This is a genomic window from Campylobacter sp. LMG 7929 (genome assembly GCF_024723595.1).
Classification (GTDB): Bacteria; Campylobacterota; Campylobacteria; order Campylobacterales; family Campylobacteraceae; genus Campylobacter_D.
On sequence record NZ_JANQCY010000011.1, the window covers coordinates 1 to 13,495 of the forward strand.

At 29.9% G+C, this 13,495-nt stretch carries 13 protein-coding genes and 1 pseudogene; 10 read left to right on the plus strand and 4 right to left on the minus strand.

Annotation, left to right across the window (positions count from 1 at the left end; all coding sequences use genetic code 11):
• The 3 genes and pseudogenes from secF to yajC all read right to left on the minus strand — a co-directional run.
• Positions 1–434: pseudogene (gene secF / locus CAMP5118_RS06170) on the minus strand (protein translocase subunit SecF); the annotation flags it as partial.
• A complete protein-coding gene (secD, locus tag CAMP5118_RS06175; RefSeq protein ID WP_263682083.1) occupies positions 434–2,014 on the minus strand; it encodes a protein translocase subunit SecD in 1,581 nt (526 codons plus the stop codon). The pseudogene secF and the gene secD, both read right to left, overlap by 1 nt.
• A complete protein-coding gene (gene yajC / locus CAMP5118_RS06180; RefSeq protein ID WP_012661754.1) occupies positions 2,007–2,282 on the minus strand; it encodes a preprotein translocase subunit YajC in 276 nt (91 codons plus the stop codon). The genes secD and yajC overlap by 8 nt, the downstream gene beginning before the upstream one ends.
• On the opposite strand from yajC, the gene CAMP5118_RS06185 reads away from it, so the two are divergent.
• Entirely contained in the window at positions 2,252–3,574 is a 1,323-nt protein-coding gene (locus CAMP5118_RS06185; protein WP_337216873.1) for an apolipoprotein N-acyltransferase, read from the plus strand. The genes yajC and CAMP5118_RS06185 overlap by 31 nt on opposite strands.
• 10 nt (positions 3,575–3,584) lie before the next feature.
• Here the strand turns inward: CAMP5118_RS06185 and metK are convergent, their stop codons facing one another.
• Positions 3,585–4,778, minus strand: coding sequence for a methionine adenosyltransferase (gene metK / locus CAMP5118_RS06190; RefSeq protein ID WP_337216874.1), 1,194 nt, complete (start codon positions 4,776–4,778; stop codon positions 3,585–3,587).
• 131 nt (positions 4,779–4,909) lie between these two features.
• On the opposite strand from metK, the gene sstT reads away from it, so the two are divergent.
• Genes sstT through smpB form a run of 9 tightly spaced genes read left to right on the plus strand, consistent with a single transcriptional unit; the run spans position 4,910 to position 13,492 of the window.
• Positions 4,910–6,136, plus strand: coding sequence for a serine/threonine transporter SstT (sstT, locus tag CAMP5118_RS06195; RefSeq protein ID WP_337216875.1), 1,227 nt, complete (start codon positions 4,910–4,912; stop codon positions 6,134–6,136).
• Positions 6,137–6,145: 9 nt separating this feature from the next.
• On the plus strand, positions 6,146–7,024 hold the full coding sequence (locus CAMP5118_RS06200; protein ID WP_337216876.1) for an aspartate carbamoyltransferase catalytic subunit: 879 nt from the start codon (positions 6,146–6,148) through the stop codon (positions 7,022–7,024).
• A gap of 4 nt (positions 7,025–7,028) precedes the next feature.
• The gene (locus CAMP5118_RS06205) at positions 7,029–8,750 is read left to right on the plus strand and encodes a M3 family oligoendopeptidase (RefSeq protein ID WP_337216877.1); all 1,722 of its coding nucleotides are present in this window, start codon (positions 7,029–7,031) and stop codon (positions 8,748–8,750) included.
• Positions 8,743–9,189 carry a hypothetical protein gene (locus CAMP5118_RS06210; protein ID WP_074691700.1) on the plus strand — a complete coding sequence of 149 codons (447 nt, stop codon included), beginning with the start codon at positions 8,743–8,745 and terminating at the stop codon, positions 9,187–9,189. Before CAMP5118_RS06205 ends, CAMP5118_RS06210 begins: the two co-directional genes overlap by 8 nt.
• A complete protein-coding gene (locus tag CAMP5118_RS06215; RefSeq protein ID WP_039618696.1) occupies positions 9,186–11,249 on the plus strand; it encodes a UvrD/REP family helicase in 2,064 nt (687 codons plus the stop codon). Before CAMP5118_RS06210 ends, CAMP5118_RS06215 begins: the two co-directional genes overlap by 4 nt.
• Entirely contained in the window at positions 11,246–12,064 is an 819-nt protein-coding gene (gene truB, locus CAMP5118_RS06220; protein WP_263702147.1) for a tRNA pseudouridine(55) synthase TruB, read from the plus strand. Before CAMP5118_RS06215 ends, truB begins: the two co-directional genes overlap by 4 nt.
• Positions 12,058–12,285 carry a carbon storage regulator CsrA gene (csrA, locus tag CAMP5118_RS06225; RefSeq protein WP_012661763.1) on the plus strand — a complete coding sequence of 76 codons (228 nt, stop codon included), beginning with the start codon at positions 12,058–12,060 and terminating at the stop codon, positions 12,283–12,285. Before truB ends, csrA begins: the two co-directional genes overlap by 7 nt.
• Positions 12,282–13,040 carry a 4-(cytidine 5'-diphospho)-2-C-methyl-D-erythritol kinase gene (locus tag CAMP5118_RS06230; protein ID WP_337216878.1) on the plus strand — a complete coding sequence of 253 codons (759 nt, stop codon included), beginning with the start codon at positions 12,282–12,284 and terminating at the stop codon, positions 13,038–13,040. Before csrA ends, CAMP5118_RS06230 begins: the two co-directional genes overlap by 4 nt.
• The gene (smpB, locus tag CAMP5118_RS06235) at positions 13,037–13,492 is read left to right on the plus strand and encodes an SsrA-binding protein SmpB (protein ID WP_039668585.1); all 456 of its coding nucleotides are present in this window, start codon (positions 13,037–13,039) and stop codon (positions 13,490–13,492) included. Before CAMP5118_RS06230 ends, smpB begins: the two co-directional genes overlap by 4 nt.
• Positions 13,493–13,495 lie beyond the last annotated feature (3 nt).

Sequence of the window (13,495 nt, forward strand, 5' to 3'; positions counted from 1 at the left end):
AAAGAAATTCCAACCGCCATAAGACCTTTATTACGCAGTTCGTCTCCTACTTTTGGACCTACTACATCCACGCGGCGCACTTCAAATTTACCTGTATCTTTTAACAAATTTGCAATACTTACTCCAATATCACTTCCCAAGCTATCGCTACTTCCTGAAAAACGAATAATAACTTCATTAGCACTACCAAATTCAGTAACACTAGCTCCTTTTAAATTTTCATTTATAGATAAAGCTTTACGAATTTCGGCCAAAGGAGCTTTTTGCTCATATTGAAGTTGCACCAAAGTTCCACCGGTAAAATCAATACCAAAATTTAAACCCTTAGTAAAAAGGATAAAAATAGAACCAAAAAATAAAATAAAAGACAAAGAGATGGCTGCAAATCTCATTCTCATAAAATCATAAACATGTTTTTGACTAAAAAATTGCATTAAGGTCTCCTATATCCAAACCATAATCTTGTGTTATTGCTTTTTTCCATACGGTTCATAAACATTTCAAACATACCATGAGTTCCAACAATAGAAGTAATCATCGAAACTAAAATCCCAATACTCAAAGTCACCGCAAAACCTTTTACCGCACCTGTTCCATAAGCATAAAGTACCACTGAAGTAATAAGCGAAGTAATATTAGAATCTAAAATCGCGCTCATTGCATGCTTATAACCATTTTCAACACTTTGCCTTATACTAGCACCTTCTCGCAATAATTCTCTAATTCTTTCATTAATAATAACATTAGAATCTACTGCCATACCCACAGTCAGTACAAGTCCTGCCATACCAGGTAAAGTCAAAGTTGCTCCAAACATAGCCATTACAGCAATAATCACTAAAATATTTGCCACTAAAGCAATATTAGCAAAAATTCCTGCTATACCATAATACATCACCATAAATGCAATAACTAATATAGAAGCACCTGCTAAGGCTATCATACTCATTTTAATACTATCAGCACCCAAAGATGGTCCAACACTTCTTTTTTCAAGCATTTTAACCGGTGCTAAAAGCGCCCCACTTCTTAAAGCAATAGCCACATCATGAGCTTCTTCTACAGTAAAGCTACCACTAATTTGGCCACTACCTCCACCTATTCTTTCATTAATTCTTGGAGCTGAATATACTTTATTATCCAAAACTATAGCTAAGCGTTTGCCTACATTATTCCCAGTATAATCTCCAAATTTTTTCGCACCTTCTGAATTTAAGGTAAAATTAATCACAGGAAGATTATTGCTTTGTGCAAAACCTACTTTTGCATCTGTTAGCATAGAACCATCAAGAATAGGTATAGATTTTACTAGATATTTAATTTGAGGATTTTTTGCATCTTCAAAAATCAAATCTCCATATTCAGCAGCTTGAGCTGGAGTAAGATTATTTACCTGATCCATTCTAACATCATCTACTTCCATTAATTGCAAATGTGCAGCTTTTGCGATAAGCTCTCTAGCTCTAGCCTCATCTGCAGCAGTTTTAATACCTGGAAGTTCGACTAAAATTTTATCCTCACCTGATCTTGCTACATTTGGCTCTGCAAGGCCAAATTGATCAAGTCTGTTTCTAATGGTTTCTACAGCTTGTAAAATAGCTTGTTCATGAGTTAGTTTGATTTCTTCTTGGGTTAAAAAAAGTGTGTAGTGTAAATTTTCGTGTGTAATAGCCAAGCCTTTAATGTCTTTTAATAACAAATCAACCTTAGCTACATCATTTTCATCTAATAAACTAAATTTAATACTAGTATCATTTACTTTGATTTTATCAACAATAATATCTTCTTTATTGATAGAATAACTAAGAGAAGAGGCTATGGATTTAACCTTTGATTTAACCGCCTCTTCTACTTCTACACCTAATAACATATGCAAACCACCTTGCAAATCAAGTCCCAGGTTGATCTTAGCACCACTTTGGGTTTGCATAAAAGAAGGTATGGAAAAAATTAATCCTATAAGAAAAACTACAAAGAAAATGATACTTCTATAAGTAATTTTTCCACTACGCATCAATTTTCTTTGCTATGAAATCTCTAGAAATTTTTACAACTACATTTTCATCATTAAGCTTAACTTTGATAAAATCCTCTTCTGGTTTTACCACCTCGCAAATTATCCCACCATTTGTGATGATTTTATCTCCTTTTTCTAAAGATAAAACCATTAATTTGTGGTCTTTTGCTTGTTTTTGTTGTGGTCTGATAACCAAAAAATAAAAAATCGCAAAAAGCACAATGAGAGGCAACAATGAAGTCCAAATATTTCCGTTTTCTGCCATTTCTTCCCCTTTTTTTAAAATTCATAAATTCTAATTCTACCACTTTTAAAATAATAAAAGCCTTTTTTTCTGCACTTTTATTGTCAAATTTTATTTATTTTTCTTTTTTTGAAAATTTACTTTTTGAATTTATTTCACCATTTTTAAGTATATATGGTTTGATTTTATTGCTAAGAAATAAAAGTAAAATAGGATATTTTTATACCGGATTTTTTGTAGGAATTTTATGGTTTTGGTGGATAGCTTTATCATCAATTTATTTTGATTTAGCTTATTTAATTCCTTTAGAAATTATCTTAATCGGATTAATTTATGGATTATTATTTTTGGTATGTTTTTTTCTTAAATATGATTTTTTAAGGCTTTGTGGGATTTTTTTACTTAGTTTTGTTCATCCTTTTGGATTTGATTGGCTAAATTGGGGTGTTTTAAGTGTATATGGAATCTTTGATGCAAGTTATCAAGGCATTATAGCTATGTTTTTGATTGCTTATTTTTATTATGAAAAATACATTTCAAGATATTATAAAATAGCAATCATTTTAATCCTTATTCTAATTGGAGCCCAATATAATCAAAAACAATCGCAAACATTAAATTTAGACTATAAATTAATTCAAACTAATATCTCCCAAGATCAAAAATTCATACAAGAAAATTTACACACTCATTCTAAAGATATATTTTATCAAATCAATCAGGCCATAAAAGAAGGTAAAGAAGTAATTGTTTTTCCTGAAACAGCTTTTGCCTTTGCTTTAAATAAAGCTCCAAGTTATTTACAAGCTTTAAAAGATTTATCAAAACAAATCATCATCATCACAGGTGCTATAAGTACCACACCTAATCATCTATACAATAGCACTTATGTATTTGACAATGGCAACATACAAGTTTTTAACAAACACTATCTTGTGCCTTTTGGGGAAGAAATTCCTATATTTAAAAACTTTTTTAAAAAATATCTTTTAAATATTGATGAATTTTCAAAAGGAAAGAAATTAAATCAATACACTCTAAATAATCAACTCATCACTAATGCTATCTGCTTTGAAGCCACAAAAGAAAAACTTTACAAACACTCAAAGATCATCATAGCCATTTCAAACAATGCTTGGTTTAATTTTTCAAGTGAGTATAAATTACAAAATTTTCTAATGCGTTTTTATGCAAATAATTATAATGTAAGTATATATCATGCAGTTAATGGAAAAGAAAATGCTGTAATTAAGCCAAAAGAGACATTGATTTTAAAGATAAAAGAAAAACTTTTAAAGCAAAATGAAGCTTAAAAGCTTCATTTTATAATACTTTAAATTCATCAAGAGCGTCTAATTTTTCCCAAGGATAATCAGCTTGACCTACTTGACCACGAGCAGCTACATCAGCATACATGAAAGTATCTTTGCTTGGTTTATCAAGATTGAATTTATTTTTAATCCAATTTGGAGTTAATGGGAAAGTTTTCATTACAAAATCACTTAAAATATCATCATTTAATCTTGTGTTTGTTCCCATACAATCCACACTAACAGAAGTTGGTTTAGCTACACCTATAGCATAAGAAAGCTGCACTATGCATTTTTTAGCAAGACCTGCGGCTACGATATTTTTAGCAAGCCATCTTGCTGCATAAAGCCCACTTCTATCAACCTTAGTATAATCTTTAGAAGATTGCGCTCCTCCACCTATTGGAGCATAACCACCAAAGCTATCTACTATAAGTTTTCTTCCTGTTAAACCACTATCATGCAACGAGCTGTGATTTACATATTTTCCCGTTGGGTTGATTAAAATTCTTGTTTTTTCTGGACAAAAAAGTTCTTTTGGTAAATTTGAATCTAAAATCAATTCCATCACCAAAGCTCTTAAATCTTCTATTTTCATACTTTCAACACAAGGAGCTGAAACTACAATAGTATGGATGCTTTGAGGTTTACAATTTTCAAAATTTTCTTTATTTACATAATCAATTGTCACTTGAGTTTTAATATCCACTCCAAGTTTATCAGGATTGTTTTTTGCAAACTCATATACTTTATCACAAAGCATTCTAGCATAAGAAATAGCTGCTGGCATATATTCTTTTGCTTCATTGCTTGCAAAACCAAACATTATCCCTTGATCACCTGCTCCAATCTCTCCATCTTCTTGATCAACACCTTGATTAATATCAGGACTTTGCTCATTTAAAAATACCATTACATCTAAATCATCAGGATGTAAACATTGTTTTTTGCTAAAATGTGGATGCCCATCATAACCAATATCTGCTAGAGCTTTTTTTACAATATTTTCATAATCTTGTTTTTCTAGTTTATGTTTTGATTTAATTTCACCACCAATTACTACTTTATTTCCTGCTACAAAAACTTCACTAGCAACCCTTGAATCTTTATCATGAGTTAAAAAAGCATCCACTATAGAATCAGCTATAATATCAGCACATTTATCAGGATGTCCCGCACTAACAACTTCAGAAGTAAATAAATACATATTTTTAATATTCCTTATCATAAAAATTCTAGCTTTATTCTAACACAAGCTAGCTTAAAAATAAAAAAGCTTATTTAAGCTTTACTTTGTTAGAATAAATTAAAAATTTATCACTACAAAAAAGGTAAAAAATGAGTTTATTTTCTTGTGCAATCAAACGCTATAAAGATGGAAATCTTATTTTACAAATTTGCATAGGTATTATTTTAGGAATTTTAGTAGGTGTTTTTTCTAAAGATTTAGCTATTTTTGCAAATATTTTTGGTGCTTTATTTACAGGAGCTTTAAAAGCTATAGCGCCAATTTTAGTTTTTATCTTAATCTTAACAACTATTTGCACAAAAGAATTTAACCATGGAAGCGAAAAAATAAAACATATCATTTTCTTATATATATTTGGAACTTTTTTAGCTTCTTTAAGCGCGGTTAGTATAAGTTTTGTTTTTCCTGTAGAATTAGTATTAAGTGATATTGAAAAAGCTTCCACCACAGGTCCTGCACATATAGGCGAAGTATTTAAAACCTTACTTTTTCAAATCGTAGATAATCCTATCCACGCTTTATCTTCAGGAAATTATTTAAGTATATTAGCTTGGGCCATAGGTGGGGGTTTTGCTCTAAGACATTGCTCAAATGATGCAAAGCAACTTTTTACTGATATCAACGAAGGCGTGTTAAAAATCGTTAAATTTATAGTCAAGCTTGCTCCTTTTGGAATTTTTGGACTTGTAGCAAATTCAGTTGCTCAAACAGGAGCAGCAGGACTTTTAAGTTATGTTAAATTATTAATCATTTTAGTTTTAACCATGTTTTTTGTAGCCTTTGTGATTAATGCTTTAATTGTTTTTGTTTATACGAAGAAAAATCCTTATCCTTTGATTTTTATTTGCTTAAAACATAGTGCTGTTTTTGCATTTTTTACAAGAAGTTCTGCAGCAAACATCCCTGTAAATATGGCACTTTGCTCTAAATTAAATATCAATAATAATTTATATAGCATTTCTATTCCGCTAGGCGCTACGATTAATATGGCAGGAGCAGCTGTAACCATAGCTATATTAAGTCTTGCAGCAGCTCACACAGTAGGTATTGAGATAAATTTTTTACAAGCAATGCTTTTGAGTGTTTTAGCTGCATTTGCAGCTTGTGGAGCTAGCGGGGTTGCCGGAGGCTCACTTTTACTTATACCGCTTGCTTGTTCTTTGTTTAATATTGATTATGACATAGCCATGCAAGTAGTTGCGGTTGGATTTATCATAGGGGTTATTCAAGATAGCGTTGAAACAGCTTTAAATAGCTCAACAGACGTTTTATTTAGTGCTATTTGTTCAGATAATGAGCTTAATTTAAAAATTTAAGGAGGGCTTATGAGACATTTAATCACAACAAAAGATTTTAACAATGATGAGATCTTGGCTTTATTTAAAGAAGCAAAAGAATTCTTAGATGAAAACCCACATACATTTTTAGAAGGAAAAAGTGTTACAACAATTTTTTTTGAAAATTCAACACGCACTCAATCAAGCTTTGAAACAGCTGCAAGAAGACTGGGTGCTAAAGTTTTAAAATTAGATGTTTCAAGAAGTAGCTCAAGTAAAGGTGAAACACTTTTTGATACTGCTGCGAATTTAGATGCAATGGCACCAAGCGCTATTGTAGTTAGACACAAAAACTCAGGTGTGCCTCATACTTTAGCAAATTATACTCATTGTCCTATAGTTAATGGAGGCGATGGTAAACATGCTCATCCTACCCAAGCCTTACTTGATCTTTTTACTATAATGGAGCATTTTGATTATAATGTAAAAGGTAAAAAAATAGCAATAGTAGGAGATATTAAAAACTCGCGCGTCGCTGCTTCAAATTTAGAATTATTACCTCGTTTTGGTATAGACATTACCCTAGTAGCCCCACCTCATTTTATGCCAAATTATCCCATTAAAAAAACAAATAAACTAAAAGAAATCATTGATGATGTTGATATTATCATGAGTCTTAGAACACAAACTGAAAGACACAATATTCCAACCTATGCATCGCTTAAAGATTATGCAAATGATTTTTGCATTAATAAAGATTTAATAAAAGATAAAAATCTCATTATCCTACATCCTGGTCCTGTGCATAGAAATATCGATATTAGCGATGAAGCAATGGCTGATAAAAGATGTAAGGTTTTAACTCAAGTTAAAAATGGTGTTGCCATTAGAATGGCTGTATTAAAAAAACTCATTTTAGAAAGCTAAAATCATGCAAAATTGGAACTTAAGTACATTATTTAAAGATGAGCAAGAATTAAATCTTTTTTTGCAAAAAACCCAAGATGATGCTTGTGAATTTAAAAAACAATATGAAAATAATCTTCATAGTTTAAGCAATGAGCAATTCTTGCAAGCTTTAAAAAAATATGAAGAATTAATCTTAAAACTTTCCCACATACTAACCTATGTATATTTAAATTTTGCTCAAGATACTACCAAAGGTGCTTTTTATGCAAAATATGAAAATTTAAGTAAAAAAATAGAAGAAAATCTTTTATTTTTTGAACTCGAATTTTGCGAATTAAAAGAAGAAAAAAGCAAAACTTTCATCACATTTTGCAAAGATTATGAGTTTTATTTAAATAATCTTATCAAACATAAAAAACACAATCTTTCTAAAAAAGAAGAAAGAGTTATCCTAGCTCTATCAAGTACAGGTTCAGATGCATTTGCAAGATTATTTGATGAAACCTTTAGTGCTTTAAAATTTAATTTTGAAGGGCAAAAATTAAGCGAGGAAGAAATTCTAAGCAAGCTTTATGATAAAGATAGAAGCATTAGAAAAAAAGCTTCAAAATGCTTTAGTAAAACCTTAAAAAAGCAAAACAAACTTTTAGTATATATTTTCAATATGATTAAAAGTGAACTTGCTAGTATTTGCGAGTTAAGATCCTATGAAAGTCCTGAAACTCCAAGACATATAAGAAATCAAATTTCTAAAAAAAGTGTTGATGCGCTTATTAGTGCTAGTGAAAATAGCTTTGATATTGTTTCTAAATTTTATAATGCAAAGAAAAAAATTCTAGGATATAAAAAGCTAAAAGATTATGACCGTTATGCGCCTATTGGAAAGGAAATGCAAGTTGATTTTGATCAAGGAAAAGATATAGTTTTAAAAGCCTTTGAAAAATTTTCTAAAGATTTTTATATGATAGCAAAAGAAGCTTTTGAGAATAATTGGATCGATGTTTACCCTAAAAAATTTAAACAAAGTGGAGCATTTTCTCACTCAAGCACGCCACTAAGCCATCCTTTCATACTTTTAAACTATACCAACCAAAGACGTGATCTTTTCACCCTAGCACATGAGCTAGGTCACACTATACATCAAAAACTTTCTTATAAAGTAAGTTTTTTAAATCAAGATACACCTCTAACTACAGCAGAAACTGCTTCAGTGTTTGCAGAAATGTTGATTTTTGATTACATTAAAGAAAATTTAGACAAAGAAGAGCTTTTGTCCTTATATGCGGCAAAGATTGAAGATATTTTTGCTACTCTTTATAGACAGATTAATTTTACTACTTTTGAACGCAGATTTCATGCTAAAAAAGAAGAGCTAAGCGCTCAAGAACTAAGTGAAATTTGGCTTGAAGAATCAAGAAAAATGTTTCAAGATAGCGTAGTTTTAACCAAAAATTATGGCCTTTGGTATTCTTATATACCACATTTTATACACTCTCCATTTTACTGCTATGCTTATGCTTATGCACAACTTTTAGTTTTAGCACTCTATGGTCTATATAAAAGTGGCAAATGTCCTAATTTTACCTCAATTTATATTGAGTTTTTAAGTAGTGGGGGAAGTAAAAGTCCAAAAGAACTTGTAGCTATGTTTGGCTTTGATATAGAAAGTGATGAATTTTGGAATATAGGCTTAGAGCAAGTTAGAATACTAGTAGATGAATTTTTAAGGCTAAGCAATGATTGATAAAATTTTAAATAATAAAAATTTTATAAGTTTAATGCAAAAAAGCATTTATGAATGTTTGCAAATTTTAATCCAAGAAGATATTGAGTTTAATATCATTGTAAATACTAAATTTGTTACACTCGAACCTCCTTTGCCACCAGAATTAGATGTAGTGAGTAAAAATCCTTATTGTCTTTTTGCACTTGGTGGCTATACTTTTAAATCTATAGTTTTAACAAATGAACATATAGAATTTCACGCAGGTTTTGGGCCTGATGATTTTGCAACCTTTGTGAAAGTAGATTTGGGAGCAATTACTCAAATTCAAGTTGAAGATAATATCATTTTTGTCAATTTTTCAAACTATTTCAAAAAGCAAAATGATCAAAAATTAAAAGAAAAATCTATGAATGCTTTTTTAAATAATCCTAACAATAAAGATTTATTTAAAAAATGAGTTTTTTTGAAGGTTTAAATGATAGCCAAAAAGAAGCTATCATGCATATTGATGGAGCTATGCTAATACTAGCAGGCGCAGGTAGCGGAAAGACTAAAACCATTACCACTAGGCTTGCCTATTTAATCGATCATGTAGGTATTCCTGCGCAAAATACCCTCACACTAACCTTTACAAATAAGGCTGCTAATGTAATGAAAACAAGAGCCTTAGCACTTTTGCAAGATCAAAATTTACACAATCCCCTTTTATGCACTTTTCATAAATTTGGCTTGTTGTTTTTGAGACTTTATAGCGAAAGAATTAATAGAGCAAATAATTTTGTCATTATTGATACAGATGATAAAAAGAAAATACTAAAAGATTTAGCTAGCGAAAATTTACAAAGCTCTTTAGCAAGCATAGGTGCTTATATTTCAAATTTTAAAAATCAAAGCAAAAGCGCTCAAGAAATACGCAAAGAATTAGAATTTTTAAAAGATGAAAAAAATAAAAATTACGAAGAAATCATTCATTTATATGAGCAATATGAGCATTTTTTAATCCAAAATAATTTTATGGATTTTGATGATTTACTCATGCTAACTAATAAAATTTTAGAAGATGAACAATTTGCAAAAGAGCAAAGTCAAAAATATACTTATATAACAGTAGATGAATATCAAGATACCAATGCCTTACAATATCAAATTCTAAAAAAACTTTGCACGTCTCATGAAAATATTTGCGTGGTGGGTGATGATGATCAAAGTATTTATGGTTGGCGTGGGGCTAAAATAGAAAATATCTTAAATTTCAAAGAGCAATTTAATAATGTAAAATTAGTCAAACTAGAGCAAAACTACCGTTCAACTAGCGCTATTTTACAAGCTGCAAATGAACTTATAGAGCATAATAGAAAAAGACTAGGAAAAACTTTAATTTGCACCAAAGATGAAGGCGAAGAAATTACAATTTTACAAAATGATGATGAGAAAATTGAAAGCTTTAAGGTTGCAAGAGAGGTTTCAAAACTTTTAAACTCAGGGATTAATCCTAGTGAAATAGCCATACTTTATAGAGTAAATGCCCTATCTCGCGCTCTTGAAGAAGCTTTTAGTAAAGAAAAAATTCCTTTTAAATTGCTAAGTGGAATTCGTTTTTATGAAAGAGCTGAAATTAAAGATATTATTTCTTATTTAAGATTACTTTCAAATTTAAATGATGATTATTCTTTTAAACGCATTATCAACCGTCCTAAAAGAAATTTTGGTAATGCAAGTTTAGAAAAGCTAGAAAATTATGCTAAAGAAAATCATTTGTCTTTATTTGAAAGCCTATGTGCTTTGCAAGGAAGTGGATTTTTTAGCAAAAAAACAGACAAAGAATTAGAAAAATTCATACTAAGCATACACAAAATCAAAGAAAAAGATGATTTGCTTGCAATGATTTTAGCCTTAGAAGAAGAATTTAAAATCAAAGAATTTTATAAAGATAATCCAGAGGGCGAAGATAAACTTTTAAACATAGATGAACTTTATGCTAACTTAAAAGATAAAATCACTCATGGAAATTATAATGGCTTAGATGATATTTTAAATGAAATTTCTTTACTTAATGAGCAAGATGGACTTGATAAAGAAAGTATTTGTATTATGAGTATTCATGCAAGTAAAGGACTTGAATTTGATTATGTTTTTATCATAGGCTTAGAAGAAGGATTTTTCCCACTCACTAGCGAATCAAGCAATATAGAAGAAGAAAGAAGACTTGCTTATGTAGCAATCACTAGAGCCAAGAAAAAACTTTATTTAAGTTATGCTAATTCTAGATTTTATAAAGGAAGTCGCACAAGATTAGAAAAAAGTAGATTTTTTGGCGAGAGTAATGTAATCAAAAAAGAATTAACACTAGATCATCAAAAAAATTGCTATAAAAAAGGCGATTTAATCAAACATAAAATTTTTGGCATAGGCAGAGTCACCGGAGTAAGTAAAATAGGAGCTGAAGAAAAACTCACGATTAATTTTGGAGGCATAGAAAGAATGATAATGTCAAGTTTTGTGGAAAAAGTAATATGAATAAACTTTTTGTAGCTTACAAACCAAGTGGAATGAGTTCTAATGCTTTTTTAGGCAAACTCAAGAAAAAATATAAAAATAAAAAAGCAGGTTTTTCAGGAACACTTGATCCTTTTGCAAAAGGTGTTTTACTCATAGCCTTTGATCAATACACAAAACTTTTTCGCTTTTTTGATAAAAATCCAAAAGTTTATAAAGCAACGCTTTGGCTAGGTGTGCATTCACTAAGCCTTGATAATCAAAATATCAAAGAGATCAATCTTATAAATGCTTTTGAAGAGAAAGTTTTAGAACAAATTAAAAATGAACTTTTAGGTAAAATCACCTACACCCCACCCGCATTTTGTGCAAAAAAAATAGATGGAGTACGCTCTTATGAGCTTGCAAAAAGAGGTTTTGAAGTCAATTTAAAACCTTGCGTTATGGAAATTTTTTATACTAAAATTTTACACTATAACCACCCCTTTTTAACCATAGAAATAGCAGTTAGTGAGGGTTCTTATATACGCTCTTATTGTGAATTATTTGCTAGAAAACTTGGTATTAAAGCCACGCTAAGCTCATTAGAGCGTTTAAGTGAAGGAAGGTTTTTTTATGAAAATGAAAAAGAGTTAAATCCTTTAGCTTATTTAAATCTTAGAAAAAATACGATAAAATACCCCCAAAAATTACACAATGGACAAAAAATATTTTTGGACGATTTGGAAATTCAAGAAGAAGGTAGCTATATTTTAGAAGAAAAAGATTTTTTTTCTATCATTTCTATCCAAGATAATCAAGTGCAATATTATTTAAATAAGGTATTAAAATGTTAATTTTATCAAGAAAAGAAAATGAAAGTATAAAAATCGGAGATGACATAGAAATCAAAGTAGTTCAAACAGGCAAAGGCTATGCCAAAATAGGCATCGAAGCTCCAAAGTCTTTAATGATACTACGCAAAGAGCTTATCGAGCAAGTAAAAAGTGAAAATTTACATGCAATTAGTGATGAAACGATAAAACTTGATGATCTGAGTAAAAAGCTTAAAAAATGAAAGCTTACGCAAAAGCTAATATTTTTTTAAAAATCATAGGAATTGATTCAAGATCTTATCATTTATTACAATCACGCTTTATTTTACTAAAAGATATTTTTGATGAATTAAGCTTTAGTGATGAAAAAACAAAAGAAGGATTTGAAATCACTGGAAATTTTACCCAAGATACCATCATACACAAAGCTTATAAAGAATTAGAAAATTTAGGATTTTCTAATGAATTAAATGAATTTTTTAAAGACAAAAGCTTAAAGCTTATCAAAAACATTCCCATAGGTGGAGGCCTTGGTGGAAGTAGCACTGATGCAGTGACATTTTTGCTTATGATCAACGAAGCTTTAAATTTAAAACTTAACCAACAACAACTTGAACAAATCTGCCAAAAACTCGGTTCTGATTTAATCTTTTTTTTAAGCGGATATGATAGTGCAAATGTTAGTGGGTGTGGCGAGATTGTAGAATATTTTGAAGATGATTTTACCCAACTTGATTTTACTTTTCCTACTATTGAATGCTCAAGTGCAAAAGTATATAAAGCATTTGATAAAAACTCATATGATTTAACAGCAAATTTAAATTTGTCCAAAACACTTAAAACACTTAAAACAAGTGAAATTTTAGAGTATAAAAATACTGATTTAAACGACTTATTTGCTCCTTGTGTAAAAATTTATCCTAAAATGCAAACTTTTCTTAATGAGGCTTATTTTTTAAGTGGAAGTGGAAGTGGAGTTTTTAAGGCTAAACGATGAAAAAAACTATAGTTAAAAACAAAAAAGCTTTTTTTGATTATGAAATTTTGGAAAAATTTGAAGCAGGTATTGTTTTAAAGGGTTCTGAAGTAGTGGCATTAAGAGCTAGCAGAGCAAATTTGAAAGATTCTTTTGTGCGTATTATCAAAGGTGAAATTTTCTTACTTAATGCTCATATTTCTCATCTTAGCACTACTCATTCATTTTACAAACATGATGAAAAAGGTGCGCGAAAACTTTTAATGCATAAAAAGCAAATCGATAGACTTTTTGGTAAAATTAGCACCCAAGGTTTTACTATAGTGCCATTAGAACTTTATTTTAATGAAAAAAATAAAGCAAAAGTCTTAATAGCCTTAGCCAAAGGAAAAAACTTACACGATAAAAGAGAAAGCTTAAAGAAAAAACAAGCAGATCTTGAGGCAAGAGCTGCTATGAAAAATCATTATTAAAAA